This window comes from Nonomuraea sp. C10 (assembly GCF_008017515.1).
Classification (GTDB): Bacteria; Actinomycetota; Actinomycetes; order Streptosporangiales; family Streptosporangiaceae; genus Nonomuraea; species Nonomuraea ferruginea.
The window spans coordinates 4,527,537-4,545,871 of the sequence record NZ_VPFF01000001.1 but is presented as its reverse complement, the minus strand read 5'-3'; the positions used below and the strand labels follow the sequence as shown (position 1 = coordinate 4,545,871).

Genomic DNA, 18,335 nt, shown 5'->3' with positions numbered 1-18,335 from the left:
CTACTGAGTCTTCTTGACCATGCCGAGCTGGATCCAGACTCCGGCGGGCAGGCGGAGCAGGTCGCTCTCCTGCTCGGGGAAGCCGGTGAACCGGCTCGTGTTGGTGAACTGGGTGTTCACGTAGTCCCACAGCTGGATGACCGGCAGGTCCTGGTTGGCGGCCTTGGCCAGCTGGAGCATGATCGGCTTGGCCTCCTCGGCGCTGACCGAGTTCAGCTTGCCGGTGAGCTCACCCGGGTTGATCTCGGTGCCGTCGACCTCGACCTTCTCCGCGCCGCCCATCCAGTTGCCGCTCTTGCCCGGCTCGGCGTGCTTGATCTTGCCGGCCACGTTGGTCCAGCCGTTGGAGGCGCCGTAGAGACGCTGGTAGATGTCGTACGGCGCGGGGCCGAGCGCGATCAGCCAGAAGCCGACGTCGTACTTGCCGGCCGCGATCTCCTCCAGGTACAGCGGGTAGTCGGCGACGGTGACGACCTCGGCGTCCACGCCCGCCTCGACGAGCTGGCCCTTGATGTTCTCCTGCGCGGAGATCCAGTCGGAGAAGCCGGACGGGGCGGTCATGGTGACCTTCCAGGGGCTGCCGTCGGCCAGCGCCCACTTGCCGTCCTTCTTCTGCAGCCCGGCGGCCTTGAACTCCTCCTCGGCCTTGGCCGGGTCGGGGTTGTACGGCTCCAGGCTGTTCAGCTCGGCGCCCAGCCACTCCTGGGCCGGCTTCTGGTGGATGCCGGAGGTGGTCACCGCGGCGTTGCCGCCCTCGGGCGAGGCGACCTTGGTGACCTCGGCGCGGTCGATCAGGTAGGCCAGGCCGCGGCGCACGTGCACATTGTCGTACGGCTTCTTGGTCTGGTTGAACGCCATGCCGACGGCCACCGGCGAGAAGCCCTTGATGATGTTGGTGCCGGGCGCCTGCTTGATCCGGTTCATCACGTCGGCCGGGGCGGCGGTGAAGCCCGCGTGGTCCAGCTTGCCGGAGATCAGGTAGTTCCAGATCTGCTCGTTACCGGTGTAGTTGAGGAACTTCACCTGGTCCGGGGCGACGTTGGCGGCGTTGTAGAACTCCTTGTTCTTCACCAGCAGCGCCTCGCCGGGGTTGACCCGCTCCAGGATGAAGGGGCCGGCGGAGACGTCCTTCTCGGGGGCGAAGGTGATGATCTTCTCGCCCAGGGCGGTGATCTCCTCGCGGGCCTTCTCGGCGTCCGCGCCCTCACCGCGCGAGGTCTTGAGCTTGTCCCAGAAGTCGGCCGGCAGCACGCTGCCCCAGATGTGCGCGGGGGCCACGAAGGTGTCGAGCACGCCGCGGGCGAACTTGCTGCTGGGGTTGGTCATGTCCTGCGTGACCTTGACCGTCTTGTCGTCGACGACCTCGACGTCGGCCGCCGCGCCCGCCGCGCCGGGGGTGATCGCGAAGGCGGTGCTGCCCTGCGTGTAGGCGATGCCGATGGACAGCCTGACGTCCTCGGCGGTCACCGGCTTGCCGTCGGACCACTTGTTGTTCGGCTGCAGCTTGATGGTGATCGCGGAGTTGTCCGGGGCGATCTCCCAGCTCTCGGCGATGCCCGGGTAGAACTGGTTCGGGTCGGTCAGGTGGTTCTTGACCCATGCGAGCTTCATCGCGTTGTACCCGAGGAAGGAGTTGCCCTTCGGGTTGTACGGGTTCGCGGGGCCGCTCGCGTCGATGCCCGGCCTGTTCACGTCGATCGTGGTGAAGAGCCCGCCGCCACCGCCGCCCGAAGAGGACTGATTGGTGGGGGTGCCGCTGCCACTGCACGCTGCTGTGACGGCGGTAAGGCCCAGCAACGCCACTACAGCTGCTAGTCGCTTCATGTACCGCTCCGGGGAAGTTCGGACCTGATGAGGATCTGTGGGATTGACCGGACCCTACGGTCAGGCGGTGAGTGCGTCAATAATCTCCAGTGGTTGTGAGGCTAATGTAACTTTCCTTCATAGGTGCTCGTGACGGCGTTTGTCTCCACAGGCCTCGGGCTCGTCAGCCCACGAGAATGACGGCGGCGCCCTTGACCCGGTCGCGCGCGATGTCCGAGAGTGCCCTGCCGGCCTCTTCGAACGTGTATGCCACGCTACTGACCTGCGGCGGGTGCTCGCGCACGAGCTCCAGGTACGCGCGCCCGTCCGCCCGGGTGTTGGCCGTGACGCTGCGCAGCGTCCGCTCCCGGAAGAGATGGCGGTCGTAGTCAAGCGGCGGGATGTCGCTCAGGTGGATCCCGGCGACGGCGAGCGTGCCGCCCCGGTCCAGCGCCTCCAGCGCGGGCGGCACCAGGTCGCCGACCGGCGCGAACAGGATGGCCGAGTCGAGCGGCTCGGGCGGCCGGTCCCCGGCCGAGGCCGCGCCCAGTTCGAGCGCCAGCTCCCGGTGACGGGCGGCGCGGGTGACCACGTGCACGACCGCGCCCATGGCGATGGCCGCCTGGGCGGTCAGATGGGCCGACGCGCCGAACCCGTAGATGCCCAGCCGCCCGCCCTCGGGCAGGTCGCTGCGGAGCAGCGCGCGGTAGCCGATGATGCCCGCGCACAGCAGCGGCGCCAGCCGCTCGGCCGGCACGTCGTCAGGCAGCGGGTAGACGTAGTCGCGCGGCGCCGTCAGGTAGTCGGCGAAGCCGCCGTCGGCGTCCCAGCCCGTGTACGTGGACTCCGGGCACAGGTTCTCCACGCCGCGCCGGCAGTAGCGGCACCTCCCGCAGGTCGAGCGCAGCCAGGCCACCCCGACCCGCTCCCCGTCGCTCCCGTCGGGCCGCACCACCCGCCCGACCACCTGGTGGCCGGGCGTGGTCAGCGGCCGGTGGGGCGGCAGGTCGCCCTCGGCCAGGTGGAGGTCGGTGCGGCAGGCGCCGCACACCTCCACCCGCACCAGCACCTCGCCCGGGCCCGGCTCGGGCACCGGGCGCTCCGCCATGACCAGCGGCCGGGACGCGATAGGCCCCGGCCGGTCAACCGCCCAGGCCCGCATCGGCCGCCGCCAAACGCCTGTGGGCCAGCGAGGCGTACAGGGCCGCCCCGTCGGGCAGCACGGAGTCGTCGAACAGCGCCTCGGGGGAGTGGTTGTAGGGCGCGGTCGCCGGGTCGCGGCCGGGCGGGCAGGCGCCCAGGAACACGAACGTCCCCGGCACCTCCTGCAGCACGTACGAGAAGTCCTCCGACCCCATGGCCGGATTCGGCGCGACGACGTAGCGGCCGGGACCGAACAGCTCGTCCACCGCGGCGCCCGCGAACGCCGCCTCGGCGGCGTCGTTGACCGTCACCGGATAGCCCATGCGGATCGACGCCTCCACCTTCAGGTCGTGCGCCGCCGCGATGGACTCCACCACCTCGACCAGGCGCCGCTTGGCCAGGGCCCGGTTGCCCGCGCTGAACGTCCGGACCGTCGCCTCGAATCTTGCCTCGTCCGGGATGACGTTGTCGGCCGACCCGCCGTGGAAGCTGCCGACGGTCACCACCACCGGGTCGAACGCGTCGAACGTCCGGGTGACCATGGTCTGCATCGCCGTCACCATCTCGCACCCGGCTTGGATCGGGTCACGCGCCAGGTGCGGGGTGGAACCGTGCCCGCCGCGCCCCTTCACCGTGGCCTCGAACACGTCGGCCGCCGACATGATCGGCCCCGGCCGCGAGGCGAACACGCCCGCCGGCAGGATCGAGGAGACGACATGCATCCCGTACGCGGCCACCGGCCGGTCGCCGGCGGCGTCCAGCACCCCCTCCTCGATCATGTGCCTGGCGCCGTGCTGCCCCTCCTCGCCCGGCTGGAACATGAAGATCACATCTCCGGCCAGCTCCTCGCGGCGCGCGCTCAGCAGGTGCGCCGCGCCTGCCAGCATGGTCGTGTGCAGGTCGTGCCCGCACGCGTGCATCCGTCCCTCGACCTGGGAGATGTACGGCAGGTCGTTGCGCTCGGCGACGGGCAGCGCGTCCATGTCGCCGCGCAGCAGCACGGCCGGTCCCGGCCGGCCGCCCCGCAGGACGGCGGTCACCGAGCTGAGCGCCTTGCCCAGGGTGATCTCCAGGGGCAGCCCGTCGAGGGCCGCCAGCACCTTCTCCTGGGTACGGGGCAGCGTCAGGCCGATCTCCGGCGTGGTGTGCAGCGAGTGGCGCAGCCGGACGAGCTCGTCCCGCATGTCCTGTGCGGCTTCGGTGAACGACATGAGTCACATTCTTCATGCACCGGTTGAGAAGTCGATATGCCGCACTCGCTAGGATGATCCGGTGACCGAGCGTAAGCGGATCGACTTCTGGCTGTCCGACATGGACGGGGTCCTGGTGCACGAAGGGCGGCCGGTGCCCGGCGCCGACACCTTCATCAAGCGGCTCAGCGACTCCTCCAAGCGGTTCCGGGTGCTGACCAACAACTCCATCTACACCCGGCGCGACCTGTCGGTGCGGCTGGCCGCGGCCGGGCTCGACGTGCCCGCCGAGTCCATCTACACCTCCGCGCTGGCCACCGCCCAGTTCCTGGACGACCAGCGGCCCGGCGGCTCCGCCTACGTCATCGGCGAGGCCGGGCTGACCACCGCCCTGCACGGAGCCGGTTACGTGCTCACCGACCTCGACCCCGACTACGTCGTGCTGGGCGAGACCCGCACCTACAGCTTCACCCAGATCACCCGCGCGATCAGGCTCATCGAGGGCGGCGCCCGGTTCATCGCCACCAACCCGGACCCGATCGGCCCGTCCACCGAGGGGTCGCTGCCCGCCTGCGGCGCCGTCGCGGCCATGATCACTCGCGCCACCGGGGTGCAGCCGTACTTCGTCGGCAAGCCCAACCCGCGGATGATGCGCAGCGCGCTCAACGAGATCGGCGGCCACAGCGAGACCACCGCGATGATCGGCGACCGGATGGACACCGACATCGTGTGCGGCATGGAGGCCGGGCTGTTCACCATCCTCGTGCTGACCGGCGTCACCCAGCGTCACGAGGTCGACCGCTTCCCCTTCCGTCCGTCGCTCATCGTCGACTCGGTCGCCGACCTCGTCGATCTGGTGGAACCTGCCGGAGACTGACAGGTATGGGTGGCAGGCTTGCCGCCATGACCCGGATCTACCTGGAAGAAGGGCCGAAGAAGGTCTTCGCCTGCTCGTTCGCCTGGCCCGGCTGGTGCCGGGTGGCCAAGGGCGGGGAGGCCGCGATCGACCGGCTGATGGAGTACGCCCCGCGCTACCGCGTGATCGCCGAGCGGGCCGGCCTGGCCTTCGACCCCGGCGAGCCCGAGGTCGTCGCCCGGGTGCGCGGCGGCACGACGACCGACTTCGGCGCTCCCGAGACCGTCCCGGAGCAGGACCTGGAGCCGGTCGGCGAGGAGACCGCCCGGCGCGAGGTGGCGCTGCTGCGGGCCGCCTGGGAGCTCTTCGACGAGGTGGCGGGGGAGTCGCCGGAAGAGCTGCGCAAGGGGCCGCGCGGCGGCGGGCGCGACCTGACCAAGATGGTGAACCACCTGCAGGACTCCGAGCGCGCCTACGCCCGGCAGGTCGGGGTGCGCCACAAGCCCTACCGGTCACGCGCCGACGTGGACGCGCTCCGCGCCGAGCTGGCCGAGGTGCTCTCGCGCCCGTGGCGGCCGCCGGTGGAGACCGCCTGGCCGCCCGCCTACGCCCGGCGCCGCCTCGCCTGGCACGTCATCGACCATCTGTGGGAGATCGAGGACCGTCGCTGACGGCCGCGCCGGCGGGGGGACGATCCTCGATGAGCCGGGGCAGCGCCTCGATGTGGCCGGACAGATAGGCGGCCACCGCCTCGGGGACCACGTGGCGGGAGGTGATCTCCTCGCGCTCCAGCGGCAGCCGCTCCACCTCGTAGACGCCACGGCCCGGGTCGTCGAGCTCGGGCCCGTGGCGCAGCGCGGGGTCCATCGCCACCAGGCGGCACCCGTACACGTGCTGGGTCTTCACCCCGCCCTCCCACGGATAGCTGACCGTGGTCAGCGGCGTCACGGCCGAGACCGTCGCGCCCAGCTCCTCCAGCAGCTCGCGGCGGAGGGTGTGTTCGAGCGTGGCGTCGCCGGGCTCGACGTGACCGCCGGGCACCGACCAGTAGACGGCGCGGCCCGGCACCGTGCGGCGGAAGATCACCAGGTGCTCGTCGTCGTCGAGGAGCAGGCCCCGGACGCTGGGTCGCATGAGGACACCATATTTCACCTGGGCGTCCCTGGGGTACCCTAACCTACGGTGCCGTAACCTTGAGGAGGAGAGGATCCCTTCATGCCGATGACGCAGACGCAACTGCTCCACGAGCTCGAGCCGATCGTGGCAGGTGAGCTCGACCGCCACGAGAAGATGGCCAAGGAGTGGTTCCCCCACGAGTACGTTCCGTGGAGCGAGGGGCGCGACTTCGACGGCCCCTACGGTGGTGAGGCCTGGCAGGAGGGCGACTCCAAGCTGCCCGAGCCGGCCCGCGTGTCGCTCATCGTCAACCTCCTGACTGAGGACAACCTGCCCAGCTACCACCACGAGATCGCCACCACCTTCGGCCGCGACGGCGCCTGGGGCACGTGGGTGCACCGCTGGACGGCCGAGGAGGATCGCCACGGCACCGCGATCCGCGACTACCTGACCGTGACCCGCGCCGTCGACCCGGTCAAACTGGAGCGCGCCCGCATGGCCCACATGCAGAGCGGCTTCATGACCGACTACGGCACGATGCTGCAGCAGCTCGCCTACGTCTCCTTCCAGGAGCTGGCGACCCGCATCGCGCACCGCAACACCGGCACGGCCTCCGGTGACGAGGGCTGCGAGCGCCTGCTCGCCCGCATCGCCGCCGACGAGAACCTCCACATGCTCTTCTACCGCAACCTGCTCAAGGCGGCCTTCGAGCTCGACCCCGACCAGACCATGCGGGCCGTCACCGACGTGGTGACCACCTTCCAGATGCCCGGCTCCAACATCGCCGGCTTCACCCGCATGGCGATGACCATCGCCCACGAGGGCATCTACGACCTGCGCCTCCACCTCGACGACGTGCTCATGCCGGTGCTGCGGCAGTGGTCCGTGTTCGACAAGACCGGCCTCGGCCCCGAGGGCGAGCGGGCCCGCGAGGAGCTGTCGGAGTTCCTGCAGAGGACCGACGAGACGGCCGCCCGGTTCGTCGCCCGCCGCGAGGAGCGCAGGGCCCGAGCCAGAGGCTGATCCAGCATGGGATGATTCGTCCCCATGGATCTCCCCGTCACGCTCGTCGTCGCGGTCGTCACGATCGTCATGGTGATCGCGCTGGCCGCGGCCGCCCAGCGTCTGCTCGGCGTCCGGTTCGGCGCGGTGCGCACCTTCCTGGCGGCCCTCCTGGCGTTCTCGCTGGCCGGGCCGCTGACCACGCCGATCCTGAGCCCTTTTCCGCAGATGGACGGCACGCGGGACGTGGGCCTCGGCCCGCTGTGGGTGCTGATCCTGGTCGTGATGTGCATCGTGCTCATCCCGATGGTCATCCTGGTCGTCGCCGAGGCGCTGGTGCCCACGGGGTCGATCCCCGGGCCGCTGGAGCTGGTCAGGTCGCTGCGCGGCCGGTTGTCGCGGGCCAGGCGCTACTCCGAGATCACCCGGATCGCCGTCAGACACGGGCTCGGCCCGTACCTGCGCGGGCGCGGCGACCGGCCGGAGGACCACACCGGCGCCGTGCGACTGGCCCGCTCGCTGCGGCTCGCGCTCGACGACGGCGGCGTCACCTTCGTCAAGCTGGGGCAGGTGCTGTCGACCCGGCGCGACCTGCTGCCGCCCGAGTTCATCGAGGAGCTGGGCCGGCTGCAGGACCAGGTGGCGGCCGAGCCGTGGGAGCTCGTCGAGCCGGTGCTCCGCGCCGAGCTGGGCGGGCCCGTCGAGGAGGTGTTCGCCGCCTTCGACCGCACCCCGCTCGCCGCCGCCTCGATCGCGCAGGCCTACACCGCCCGGCTGCGCACCGGCGAGGACGTCGTGGTCAAGGTGCGGCGGCCGGGCATCGGCCGCACCGTGGCCAGGGATCTCGACATCGTCCGCCGCCTGGCCGTCACCCTGGAGTCACGCACCCGGTGGGGTCGCGGGCTCGGCGTGCGCGACCTGGCCGAGGGGTTCGCGGTGGCGATCAGGGAGGAGCTGGACTTCCGCGTCGAGGCCGCCAACATGGCCGCCGTCGCCGCCTCCGACGGCGGCGTCACCTATCCCACCCCGGTCGGCGCGCTCTGCACCGAGCGGGTCCTGGTCATGCAGCGCCTGGTCGGAAAGCCCGTCACCGCCGCCACCCCCGAGCAGGGCCCCCGCCTGGCCCGCGACCTGCTCGACTGCCTGCTGCGGCAGATCCTCGTCGAGGGCGTCTTCCACGCCGATCCGCATCCGGGCAACCTCATGCTGCTCGACGACGGCACGCTGGGCCTGCTCGACTTCGGCTCCGTCGGCCGCCTCGACGCCTCCGCCCGCGCCGCGCTGCAGCGCTTCCTGCTCGCCATGAACCGGCAGGACCCGCTCGCGGTGACCGACGCCCTGCTGGAGGTGGTGCCCAGGCCGGAGGACATCGACGAGCCGGCGCTGGAGCGGGCGCTCGGCCAGTTCATGGCCAAGTACCTGGGGCCGGGCCTCGACAGCATGCGGATGTTCACCGACCTGTTCAAGATCGTCTCTTCGTACGGGCTCTCGATCCCGCCCGAGGTGGCCGCCGTCTTCAGGGCGCTGGCGACGCTGGAGGGCACGCTCGTGCGGCTCTCACCCGGCTTCGACCTGATGAGCGAGGCCCGTGCCTTCGCCGGCCGCTACCTGTCCGAGCAGTTCGACGGCGGCAACCTCAAGGAGGCGGCCGCGCAGGAACTGGCCGCCCTGCTGCCGATGCTGCGCCGCCTGCCGCGGCGCGTGGAGCGCATCGCCAGCGCCGCCGAGCACGGCAGGCTCGGCCTCAACGTCCGGCTGCTGGCCGACGAGCGCGACCGCGGCTTCCTGACCGGGCTGCTGCACCAGGTGCTGCTCACCGTGCTCGGCGCGACCGCCGGGCTGATGGCCGTCATCCTGCTCGGCGTCGACGGCGGGCCGGTGGCCAGCGAGGAGCTCGGCATGACGCTGTTCCAGCTCATCGGCTACAACCTGCTGGTGATCAGCGCCGTGCTCGTCCTGCGCGTGCTGATTCTGATCTTCCGCCGCCCTCGGGACACTCCGGCGAAACGTACATCCTCTTGACTTAGGGATGGTCTTGGACAACCACGGCATCGGGCAGGTTTCTGACCCATCAGCCGTACACAAGACCCCTTGGGGAGCAGTGGGTGAAAATCATCGGGATCGCCGCCAGCCTCCACGCGGGTTCGTACGTCAACCGGCTCCTCGACGCCATCCGCTGCGAACTGCCGCCGGGCGCCGATCTCGAGGCGTGGCCCCGCCTGCACGAGGTGCCCCCGCACGAGCCGGGACCGGCCCCTTCGGTGGTCCGCGAGCTGCTCGCGCTGGTGGGGGAGTCGGACGCGCTGGTGCTCACCGCGCCCGAGCACAGCCTGCTGCCGGTGGAGCTGGAGTACGCCCTCGACTGGATGGCGCGGGCCGGCGCGCTGGACGGCAAGCACGTGGCCGTCATGTGCGCCAGCGCCCGCGCGTGCGGCGCCATGTGGGCGCAGGCCGAGCTCTACAAGGAGCTGCTGGGCGCGGGGGCGGTGGCCGTCGGGTCCGAGCTGGTGATCTCGCCCGTGTGCCCGCACTTCGACGACGACGGCCGGCTCTGGGCCCGCGACCTGCGCGCCCAGGTGTGCGAGACGGTCGGGCAGCTGTGCCAGGCGCACCTGCGCGAACCGGTGCTGTCGGTCTGATCAAAGATCGCGGCGCAGCCGCTTCACCTCGGAGCGCTGCTTCTTGCCCGCCAGGCGGCGCTCGACCGAGCCGCGGGTCGGCTTGGTGGGGCGCCTGCGCTTGGGCGGCGGCGCGATGGCCTCACGGATCCGCTGCGCCAGCCGCTGCTGCGCGGCCTCCCTGTTGCGGAGCTGGGAACGGTGTTCGGAGGCGGCGATCGTGATCGTCGGCGAGCCGAGCCGCTCCAGGGCGCGGGCCTTCAGCGCGGGCGGCAGCGCCGTACTGGACGCCACGTCGAAGGTCAGCTCCACCCGGCTGTCGGTGGTGTTGACCCCCTGCCCGCCCGGGCCCGAGGACCGGGAGAAACGCCAGACGAGCTCGGCGTCGGGGATGACGACCGAGTCGTTGACGACCAGCGTGGCGGGCATGACGATCCTTCCTCTGTGCACGGTCAACGTATAGACGGGCGGGAGTGCCGGGCAACGACATTTCCTGTCATACCCCCAACATCCCCGGTATGTGCGTGATTCCGCGGGGTTGACGGCGCCCCGCAAGCGGCGTATGCCACTATCGCGCATCCATCACCTGGGGGAGTCATGACGGCAGGCATCGTCGGCGTGCACGGCATCGGCAAGTACGACTACTACCTCAGGGCGGGCGGGTCCGCCGCCGGGGCGGCCACGGCCATGCGCGAGAAGTGGGACCGCTACCTGCACGCCTCGCTCGGCGGCCCGGCCAGGACGTACTTCAGCGAGGTCGCGTACTTCTCCCACCTGCTCCGCGACCCCGCCGCAACGCGCGCGGCCCCGCTGCGGGCCGCCCGCGGCGAGGCGGCGGGCTGGGCCGCGAACCTCGGCTTCGGCGAGTACGTCACCGGCACGCTGAGGTCGTTCACCGCCTGGGTGCTGTCCCGGCTGGAGGGCCGGTCGGCCGCGTTCGCCGAGCTGTTCGCCCCCGAGGTCGCCGCGTACCTCACCGACCAGGGCAGGCGCGAGCGGGTCAGGGGGGCGGTCGCCGACACCATCCGCCGCAACCGGCCCAGGGTGGTCATCGCCCACTCTCTCGGCAGCGTCGTCACGTACGAGACCTTCTGGGCCTATCCCGACCTGGAGACGGACCTGCTCATCACGCTGGGCAGCCCGCTCGGCATGCGCGAGGTGATCTTCGAGCGGCTGCTGCCCGCCCCGGTCAACGGCCGCGGCGAGCGGCCCAAGGGCGTGCGGCGCTGGGTGAACATCGCCGACAAGGACGACATCGCGGCCATCCCACCCGCGCTGGCCGGCTGCTTCACCGGCGTCGACGCCGAGGAGCTGGTCAACCTCGACTGGATCGACTTCCACACCGCCGAGAAGTACCTCGGCTGCCCGGCGCTCGGGCCGCATCTGCGACCATTCCTCGGATGAGATGGATCCTCTTCGACTACGGCAACGTCCTGTCCCTCGCCCAGCCGGTCGCCGAGGCAGAGGCCATGGCCCGTGCCGCCGGCGCCGACCCCGCCGAGTTCCTGCGTGAATACTGGGCCCACCGGCTGGAGTTCGACCGGGGCGCCCTCGGCCCGGCCGAGTACTGGGCGAAGGCCGCGGGCCGGTCCCTGTCCGCGGCCGAGCTCGACCGGCTGATCGCCATGGACGCGGCCAGCTGGTCGCACCCCGACGAGGGCTCCCTGGCGATCCTGCGCGAGCTGCTGGAGCAGGGCCGCGACGTCGCCCTGCTGTCGAACGCGCCCGCCTGCGTCGCCGACGCCCTGGACGAGCTGCCCTGGATCGCCGCCATCCCGCACCGCTTCTACAGCGCCCGGCTCGGCCTGGTCAAACCCGACCGGCGGATCTACGAGCACGTCGCCGCCGAGCTCGCCGCCGACCCCGCCGACGTGCTCTTCGTCGACGACCGCGAGGACAACGTCGAGGGCGCCCGCGCGGCCGGCATGCGGGCGGTCCGCTACACCGGCGCCCCGGCCCTCCGCGCCCACCTGGAGTGAGCCGGGGCCGGAGGAGGGCGACGGGTGTTGTTCATCCCCCTTTGACGCCGCTTTCACAGCCTGGTCAGCGGGTGCGGACATACCTGGAGCGTGGACCGCAGATCCTTCCTGACCGCGGCCGCCGCGGGCCTCCTCGCCCCGCGGGCCGGCACGTCGCCCAGAACGCTCAGAGCCGACCCGTTCACCCTCGGCGTCGCCTCCGGAGACCCGTCCCCCGGCGGGGTCGTGCTCTGGACCCGCCTGGCCACCGACCCGCTCGGCGGCGCCGGCCTCGGCGGCATGCCCTCCCGCGACGTCGACGTCGGCTGGCAGCTCGCCGCCGACGAGCGCTTCTCCGAGATCGTCACCTCCGGTACGGTCACCGCCCGCGCCCGCGACGCCCACAGCGTGCACGTCGAGGTCGAGGGCCTGGACCCCGGCAGGGAGTACTTCTACCGCTTCCGCGCCGAAGGCCGGCTCTCACCCGAGGGCCGCACCAGGACCACGCCCGCCGCCGGCGTGGAGACGCCGCTGGCCTTCGCCGTCGCCGCCTGCGCCCATTTCGAGCACGGCTTCTACACCGCCTACCGGCGCCTGGCCGAGCAGGAGCCCGACCTGGTGGTGTTTCTCGGCGACTACCTGTACGAGTACGCGCCGAGCGGCTACACTGCGCTGTCCGGGAAGCGGGTCCGCACCCACACCCCCGGCAAGTGCGCCACCCTGGCCGACTACCGGCTGCGGCACGCCCAGTACAAGAGCGACCACGACCTCCAGGCCGCGCACGCCGCCGCCCCCTGGCTGGTGGCGTTCGACGACCACGAGGTGGAGAACAACTGGGCCGGCCCCGTCTCCAGCACCGGCGCCCCCGCCTTCGCCCGGCGCAGGGCCGCCGCCTTCCGCGCCTACTACGAGAACATGCCGCTGCGCCGCGGCAGCCTGCGCGGCGCCGCCATCCAGGTGAACCGGCGCGTCTCCTGGGGCTCGCTCGCCCGCTTCCACCTGCTCGACACCCGGCAGTTCCGCGACGACCAGGCCTGCGGCGACGGCGTGCGCTCCGGCTGCGACGAGCGCCTGTCCACCGGGCGCACCCTGCTCGGCGACGGCCAGTGGCGCTGGCTGGAGGACGGCCTCCAGGGCTCCGGCACCCGCTGGAACCTGCTCGGCCAGCAGATCATGATGACCCACCGCGACTTCCGCTCCGGCCCGGGACGGGACGTCAACCTCGACTCCTGGGACGGCTACGCCCCCGAGCGCACCCGCGTGCTGAACGCCCTGTCCGGCACCGCCAACCCCGTCGTCCTCACCGGCGACGCCCACATGCACCACCTGGCCGACCTCAAGACCGACTTCGACGACCCGGACGCGCCCGTGGTGGCCCGCGAACTGATCGCCACCTCCATCGCCAGCGACGGCGACGGCTACCGCGACCGCACCTGGATCGCCGAGTCCCTCGCGGAGAACCCGCACATCTCGTACATGGACCAGCGGCGCGGGTACCTCATGGCCCGCCTGACGGGCGACGAGCTGTCGGTCGACTTCCGCACCCTGGACTACGTCTCCCGCCGCGGCGCCCCCGCCCGCACCTCCCACCGCACCACCATCCCGGCCGAGTCGGCCTGAACGCCGCGGCCGCCGGTCACCGGGCGCCCAGCGCGTATCCGTACAACCCTTCGCCGGAGCCCATCTCGCGCGCCCTGCCGAACCGCGGCGCCGCCCCCTCGCCGCGCCTCCCCGGCAGGGACGTCACGACGCCCCTGCCCGGCGCGGCCACCACCAGCGTGGCGGGCCCTCCGCCCGGCGCGGGCAGCACCGACACCGTGCTGCCCTTCTCCTTGATCCGTACGTCCCCGTACCGGGACAGGCCGCCCCGCGGCGAGCCCGGCATCACCTGCACCGAGTCCTCGCCGGGCACCCCCACCGCCAGCTCGTCGTCCCCGTCGCCGTCGAGGTCGCCCGCCGCCAGCGACGCCCCGAACCGGTCGTAGTAGCGCGGCTCGCCCTTCAGCAGCCGCTGCGTCCACATCTCCGACCGGGCGCCGCGCAGCCCGTTCCGGGTCCCGTACACCACGTGCAGGGCGCCGTCGCCGTAGTCCATCGCCCGCTGCCCGGCGGTGAGCCCCTCGCCAGGGACGCCGATGGCCAGGTCGTCGCGCCCGTCGCCGTCGAAGTCGCCGGTCGCCAGCGCCGCGCCGAACGCGTCCCACTTCTCCGCCGAGCCGGCGACCCCCGGCGAGCTCTGGGTCAGCCGCAGCGCCCGCCGCCGGCGGGGGTCCAGCACGGTGACCGAGCCCTGGCCGTCCTTGGTGACCGTGTCGGCGGGCGCGCCCACCACCAGCTCGTCGCGCCCGTCGCCGTCGAAGTCGCCCGCGGCGAGCGTCTCGCCCCACCCGTCGGTGGATCGCGCCGCCTGCCGCACCCAGCCGGTGCGCTGGGTGATCGGGTACGGGTCGCGCCCCTTCATCCAGTACACCGTCACCCCGCCGCCCCGGCCGCGCCCGGGAGCGCCCACGGCCAGCTCGTCCCGGCCGTCGCCGTCGAAGTCGCCGGCGGCCAGCGACGCCCCGAACCGGTCGCTCGACGGTTCGTGCAGCGACAGTTCCTCGCCGGGCCGCAGCCCGCCGGGGGAGCCGTGGTAGAGCCGCACCACCCCGTTCCCGTCCGCGCCGGGCACCCGGTCGCCGAGGAACTCGTCCGATACCCCCACCGCCAGGTCGGCGCACCGGTCGCCGTCGAAGTGGCCCACGGCCAGCGACGCGCCGAACGCGTCACCCGGCTCGGGCTCGTCCTGGGCCAGCCGCTGTTCGCGTCCCGACCCGTACAGGATGGTCACGGAACCCGCCCGCCGGTCGTCGTACGGGGCGGCCACGGCCAGGTCCGGACGGCCGTCGCCGTCGAAGTCGGAGGGGGCGCCGGAACACGCCGGGAGCGACGCTCCCGTACCGGTGACGAGGGGCAGAATCAGGCACGCGGAGAGCAGAACATTCACACCTCAAGTCATGTCGCGCCCAGCCGAACCCGGATTGAACGCCCCGGGAACGTGCCAGGATAGGCACGTGGACATCGACCTCGCTGATCTTGACTTCTGGCGCAGGCCGCTCAAGGAGCGGCACGAGGCGTTCGCCCGGCTCCGGCAGCTGGACCATCCGGTGTTCTTCCCGGAGAAGAAGGTGCCGTTCCTGCGCTCCGGCGCCGGCTTCTACGCCCTGGTGCGCCACGCCGACGTGGTCGAGGCCAGCCGCAACGCCAAGGTCTTCTCCAGCGAGCCGGCCGTCACCAACCCCGAGCCGCCCGGCTGGGTCAAGCAGGTGTTCGGCGAGTCGATGGTCAACATGGACGACCCGCGACACGCCCGGCTGCGCCGCATCGTGACCCGCTCGTTCAGCCCCAAGATGCTCGCGGGGCTGCAGTCCGACATCGAGTCGGCCTGCGGGCGCATCGTCGACGACGCCGTCGCGCAGGGGCCGCGCGACTTCGTCCAGCAGGTCGCCGCCCGGCTGCCCATCCACGTCATCTGCGACATGCTCGACATCCCGCAAGAGTGGCGCGAACGGGTCCACAAGCACGTCGACATCTCCACCGCCTACACCGGCATCCGGCCCAGCCTGGCCCGCACCGTCCAGATGGCCGGGCAGAACATGCTGGCCCTGCTCGCCCTCCAGCGCATGGTGATCAAGCTGGGCCACGAACGCGCCGCCGACCCCAAGGGCGACCTGGTCTCCCTCCTGGTCACCGCCAACCCCGACGGCGAGAAGCTCACCTACCGCGAGCTCGGCTCGTTCTTCGCGCTGCTGCTGGTCGCCGGCAACGAGACCGCGCGCAACACCATGGCCCACGGCATCAAGCTGCTCACCGACAACCCGGCGCAGCGCGAGCTGCTCATGAGCGACTTCGACGCGCACATCGGCAACACCATCGAGGAGATGGTCCGCCACGTCTCGCCGATCATGCAGTTCCGGCGCACGCTCACGCAGGACTACTCGCTGCGCGGGCTGGAGCTGAAGAAGGGCGACAAGGTCGTGCTCTTCTACGGCTCGGCCAACCGCGACGAGTCCGTCTTCCCCGACCCCGACCGGTTCGACATCACCCGCGACACCAAGCCGCACGTCGGCTTCGGCGGCCCCGGCCCCCACTTCTGCCTCGGCGCCAACCTGGCCAGGCAGGAGCTGCGCACCATGTTCAGGACGCTGCTGACGAGGCTGCCCGGCATCCGCACCGTCGGCGAGCCGGAGCTGCTGGAGTCCAACTTCGACAACAGCGTCCGCAGTCAGGCCTTCACCTTCTGAGGGTCGAGCACGTTCTCCCTGACGGCGACGGCCGTCACCAGCGCCGCCACCCCCATCATCACCGCGCTGACCAGCATCGCCCGGCGGAACCCCGCGTCGAACACCGCCGGGTTCCGGAAGGCGTTCCCGACCAGCCCCACCAGGGGCGGCACCGCGGCCACCGCGAGCAGCCCGCCGGTGCGCGCCACCGCGTTGTTGATCCCGCTCGCGGTGCCCGCGTGACGGTCGTCGGCGGTGGCCAGCACGGTCGCGGTCAGCGGCGCCACCGCCGCCGACAGCCCCAGCCCGAACACGGTGACCGCCGGAAGCACGACCAGCGCGTACGACACGCCGGAGCCGATCGTGCTCATGAGCACGAACCCCACGCCTGCCAGCAGGATCCCGCCCGTCATCGGCCAGCGCGGCCCGTACCGCTTGGCCAGTTCGCCGGCGCGCGGCGACAGCAGCAGCATCAGCACCGTGACCGGCAGCAGCGCCGAGGCCGCCGCCAGCGGCGAGAACCCCGACACCACCTGCAACTGCACGGCCAGCAGGAAGAACACCACGCCCATCGCCCCGTACATGACGAGCGTGACCGCGTTCACCGCCGAGAACACCCGGTCGGCGAACAGGCCGACCGGCACCAGCGCGTCCGGCGACCGGCGCCACTCCAGCACCACGAACGCCGCTCCCAGCAGCACGCCCGCGACCAGCGGCACCGGCGCGTCCAGCTCGATCAGCCCGTACGTGATCCCGGCCAGCGACAGCGCCGCCAGCACCGACCCCAGCACGTCGAAACGGCCCGCCGCCTGCTCGTCCCTGCTCTCCGGCACGTGCCGGGCCGCCACCAGCAGCGCCGGCGCCGCGAGCGGCAGGTTGATCAGGAACGCCCACCGCCAGCCGGCCGTCTGCACCATCGCCCCGCCCAGCAGCGGCCCCACCGCGCTCGCCACCCCGCCCAGCCCCGACCAGACGCCGATCGCCCGCGGCCGGTCCGCCTTGGAGAACGACGCCTGGATGATCGCCAGCGAGCCCGGCGTGAGCAGCGCCCCACCCACCCCCTGCAGGGCGCGGGCCGCGATGAGGAACTCGATCGTCGGCGCCGCCGCGCACAACGCCGACGCCAGCGCGAACCAGACCATCCCGATCAGGAACACCCGGCGCCTGCCGAACCGGTCGCCCAGTGAGCCGCCCAGCAGGATCAGACCGGCGAGCGTGAGCGTGTAGGCGTTCACCGTCCACTGCAGGCCCGCCATGCCGGCCCCCAGCTCGGCGCCGAGGAAGGGCAGCGCCACGTTGACCACCGTGCTGTCGAGCATCGCCAGCCCCGACCCCAGCACGGTCGCCGCCAGCACCCACCGGCCACGCGCCGATCGGAGCTCGATGTGCCCGTCGTCCATTGCGAACCTCCCCAGGCAGCAGCACAGCCGGCGGCCTCAGGCATTCCCCGCAGCTCAACCCCGGGCACCAGGATCACGGGCGGCGTCCCTCGCGCATACGTCTCAGAGCCGGGCCGCCACTTTCGCGCAGGCGCGGCGGTATGCGGCTGAGAGCTGGGCCGCGACCTCGCGCAGGGGGGGCGAAGGCGGCATGCGGCTCAAAGCCGGGCCGCCGCCTCGCGGAGGCGGCTAGCGGCTCAGAGCTGGGCCGCGACCTCGCGCAGGCGCGCGGAGGCGTCGCCGGAAATCGGGTCGCCGTGCCCGACGCAGACCAGGCCCAGGTCCAGGTCGGCCAGCCGACGGAAGGACGCGGCCGTCCTGGCCCGATCGGCGTTGAACACGCCCAGGATGACCTGCCCGTTCACGTTCGCGACGGTGTCGCCGGCGAACAGCAGCCGGTGCGCCGGCAGGTGCAGCGCGATGCTGCCGTCGGTGTGTCCCGGAATGGGGATCACCTCGGCGCCGCCCCCGAAGTCGATCACCTCGCCGCCCTCCAGCTCCCGGTCCACCCGGGCCGCGGGCACGGGAGGCATCGGAGGCAGGCTGTCGTAGATCTCCCGCTCCCACTCGGGCATGTCCGCCCGCTCCGGCGTCTGCTGCGCGGCCTCTCCCCGCACCACCGGCGCGTCGGCCCGGTGGACCATGACGGTGGCATCAGCCGCGATCTCCGCCAGCGCGCCGTGGTGGTCGTCGTGCCCGTGCGTCACGATCACGTGCCGCAGGTCGGCGAGGGTGAAGCCGAGGGAGCGGATCGCGCCTTCGACGTCCTTGCCCGACCCCGCCACGCCGGTGTCGATCAGGGTCAGCGCGTCGCGCTCGTGCCACAGGTAGGCGTTGCCGACGGGGAAGCGGAGGAGACGCAACTGAGGGGTCAACTCGATCAGTTCCATGCGGGCAACGTACGTCCGCCTCTCCGGTCCCGAGAGCTTCTTCACTAACGGCGATCCA

17 protein-coding genes are annotated in these 18,335 nt (G+C 72.0%); 9 read left to right on the top strand and 8 right to left on the bottom strand.

Annotation, left to right across the window (positions count from 1 at the left end):
* The 3 genes from FR742_RS20905 to FR742_RS20895 form a co-directional block, all read right to left on the bottom strand.
* Positions 1-1,824 carry an ABC transporter substrate-binding protein gene (locus FR742_RS20905; RefSeq protein ID WP_148032503.1) on the bottom strand — a complete coding sequence of 608 codons (1,824 nt, stop codon included), beginning with the start codon at positions 1,822-1,824 and terminating at the stop codon, positions 1-3.
* 163 nt (positions 1,825-1,987) lie between these two features.
* Positions 1,988-2,911 carry a zinc-dependent alcohol dehydrogenase family protein gene (locus FR742_RS20900; RefSeq protein WP_396989492.1) on the bottom strand — a complete coding sequence of 308 codons (924 nt, stop codon included), beginning with the start codon at positions 2,909-2,911 and terminating at the stop codon, positions 1,988-1,990.
* 34 nt (positions 2,912-2,945) lie between these two features.
* Complete coding sequence (locus tag FR742_RS20895) at positions 2,946-4,157, bottom strand: M20 family metallopeptidase (RefSeq protein WP_148032501.1); 1,212 nt, start codon at positions 4,155-4,157, stop codon at positions 2,946-2,948.
* A 100-nt stretch (positions 4,158-4,257) separates the two neighbouring features.
* Between FR742_RS20895 and FR742_RS20890 the strand changes: the two genes are divergently transcribed.
* Positions 4,258-5,013, top strand: coding sequence for an HAD-IIA family hydrolase (locus tag FR742_RS20890; protein WP_219544626.1), 756 nt, complete (start codon positions 4,258-4,260; stop codon positions 5,011-5,013).
* 5 nt (positions 5,014-5,018) lie between these two features.
* Positions 5,019-5,663, top strand: a complete 645-nt coding sequence (locus tag FR742_RS20885; protein WP_222709012.1) for a hypothetical protein — start codon at positions 5,019-5,021, stop codon at positions 5,661-5,663.
* On the opposite strand, the gene FR742_RS20880 is transcribed toward FR742_RS20885, so the two are convergent.
* The gene (locus FR742_RS20880; RefSeq protein ID WP_148032499.1) at positions 5,626-6,126 is read right to left on the bottom strand and encodes an NUDIX domain-containing protein; all 501 of its coding nucleotides are present in this window, start codon (positions 6,124-6,126) and stop codon (positions 5,626-5,628) included. The two genes, FR742_RS20885 and FR742_RS20880, sit on opposite strands and share 38 nt — an antisense overlap.
* A gap of 81 nt (positions 6,127-6,207) precedes the next feature.
* On the opposite strand from FR742_RS20880, the gene FR742_RS20875 reads away from it, so the two are divergent.
* The 3 genes from FR742_RS20875 to FR742_RS20865 all read left to right on the top strand — a co-directional run bounded on the left by FR742_RS20875 (position 6,208) and on the right by FR742_RS20865 (position 9,749).
* Positions 6,208-7,131 carry an acyl-ACP desaturase gene (locus FR742_RS20875; protein ID WP_148032498.1) on the top strand — a complete coding sequence of 308 codons (924 nt, stop codon included), beginning with the start codon at positions 6,208-6,210 and terminating at the stop codon, positions 7,129-7,131.
* Positions 7,132-7,155: 24 nt separating this feature from the next.
* Positions 7,156-9,132 (top strand): AarF/ABC1/UbiB kinase family protein, encoded by a 1,977-nt coding sequence (locus FR742_RS20870; protein ID WP_148032497.1) that lies wholly within the window; start codon positions 7,156-7,158, stop codon positions 9,130-9,132.
* Positions 9,133-9,215: 83 nt separating this feature from the next.
* Positions 9,216-9,749: an NADPH-dependent FMN reductase gene (locus FR742_RS20865; RefSeq protein WP_187281238.1), complete on the top strand. Its 534-nt coding sequence runs from the start codon at positions 9,216-9,218 to the stop codon at positions 9,747-9,749.
* Here FR742_RS20865 and arfB read toward each other — a convergent pair whose 3' ends face one another.
* Positions 9,750-10,157, bottom strand: coding sequence for an alternative ribosome rescue aminoacyl-tRNA hydrolase ArfB (gene arfB, locus FR742_RS20860; RefSeq protein ID WP_148032495.1), 408 nt, complete (start codon positions 10,155-10,157; stop codon positions 9,750-9,752).
* Between the two features lie 168 nt (positions 10,158-10,325).
* On the opposite strand from arfB, the gene FR742_RS20855 reads away from it, so the two are divergent.
* The 3 genes from FR742_RS20855 (at position 10,326) to FR742_RS20845 (ending at position 13,306) form a co-directional block, all read left to right on the top strand.
* Positions 10,326-11,132 (top strand): hypothetical protein, encoded by an 807-nt coding sequence (locus FR742_RS20855; RefSeq protein ID WP_148032494.1) that lies wholly within the window; start codon positions 10,326-10,328, stop codon positions 11,130-11,132.
* Positions 11,129-11,707 (top strand): HAD family phosphatase, encoded by a 579-nt coding sequence (locus FR742_RS20850; protein WP_148032493.1) that lies wholly within the window; start codon positions 11,129-11,131, stop codon positions 11,705-11,707. Before FR742_RS20855 ends, FR742_RS20850 begins: the two co-directional genes overlap by 4 nt.
* A 90-nt stretch (positions 11,708-11,797) precedes the next feature.
* Complete coding sequence (locus FR742_RS20845) at positions 11,798-13,306, top strand: alkaline phosphatase (protein WP_148032492.1); 1,509 nt, start codon at positions 11,798-11,800, stop codon at positions 13,304-13,306.
* A 16-nt stretch (positions 13,307-13,322) separates the two neighbouring features.
* On the opposite strand, the gene FR742_RS20840 is transcribed toward FR742_RS20845, so the two are convergent.
* Positions 13,323-14,672, bottom strand: coding sequence for an FG-GAP-like repeat-containing protein (locus tag FR742_RS20840; protein WP_148032491.1), 1,350 nt, complete (start codon positions 14,670-14,672; stop codon positions 13,323-13,325).
* A 67-nt stretch (positions 14,673-14,739) separates the two neighbouring features.
* Here FR742_RS20840 and FR742_RS20835 point away from each other — a divergent pair, with 67 nt between their 5' ends.
* A complete protein-coding gene (locus FR742_RS20835; protein ID WP_261808643.1) occupies positions 14,740-15,969 on the top strand; it encodes a cytochrome P450 in 1,230 nt (409 codons plus the stop codon).
* On the opposite strand, the gene FR742_RS20830 is transcribed toward FR742_RS20835, so the two are convergent.
* Both FR742_RS20830 and FR742_RS20825 read right to left on the bottom strand, forming a co-directional pair.
* Complete coding sequence (locus tag FR742_RS20830) at positions 15,951-17,348, bottom strand: MFS transporter (protein ID WP_148032489.1); 1,398 nt, start codon at positions 17,346-17,348, stop codon at positions 15,951-15,953. The two genes, FR742_RS20835 and FR742_RS20830, sit on opposite strands and share 19 nt — an antisense overlap.
* A gap of 236 nt (positions 17,349-17,584) precedes the next feature.
* Positions 17,585-18,277 (bottom strand): MBL fold metallo-hydrolase, encoded by a 693-nt coding sequence (locus tag FR742_RS20825; RefSeq protein ID WP_148032488.1) that lies wholly within the window; start codon positions 18,275-18,277, stop codon positions 17,585-17,587.
* Positions 18,278-18,335: the final 58 nt, after the last annotated feature.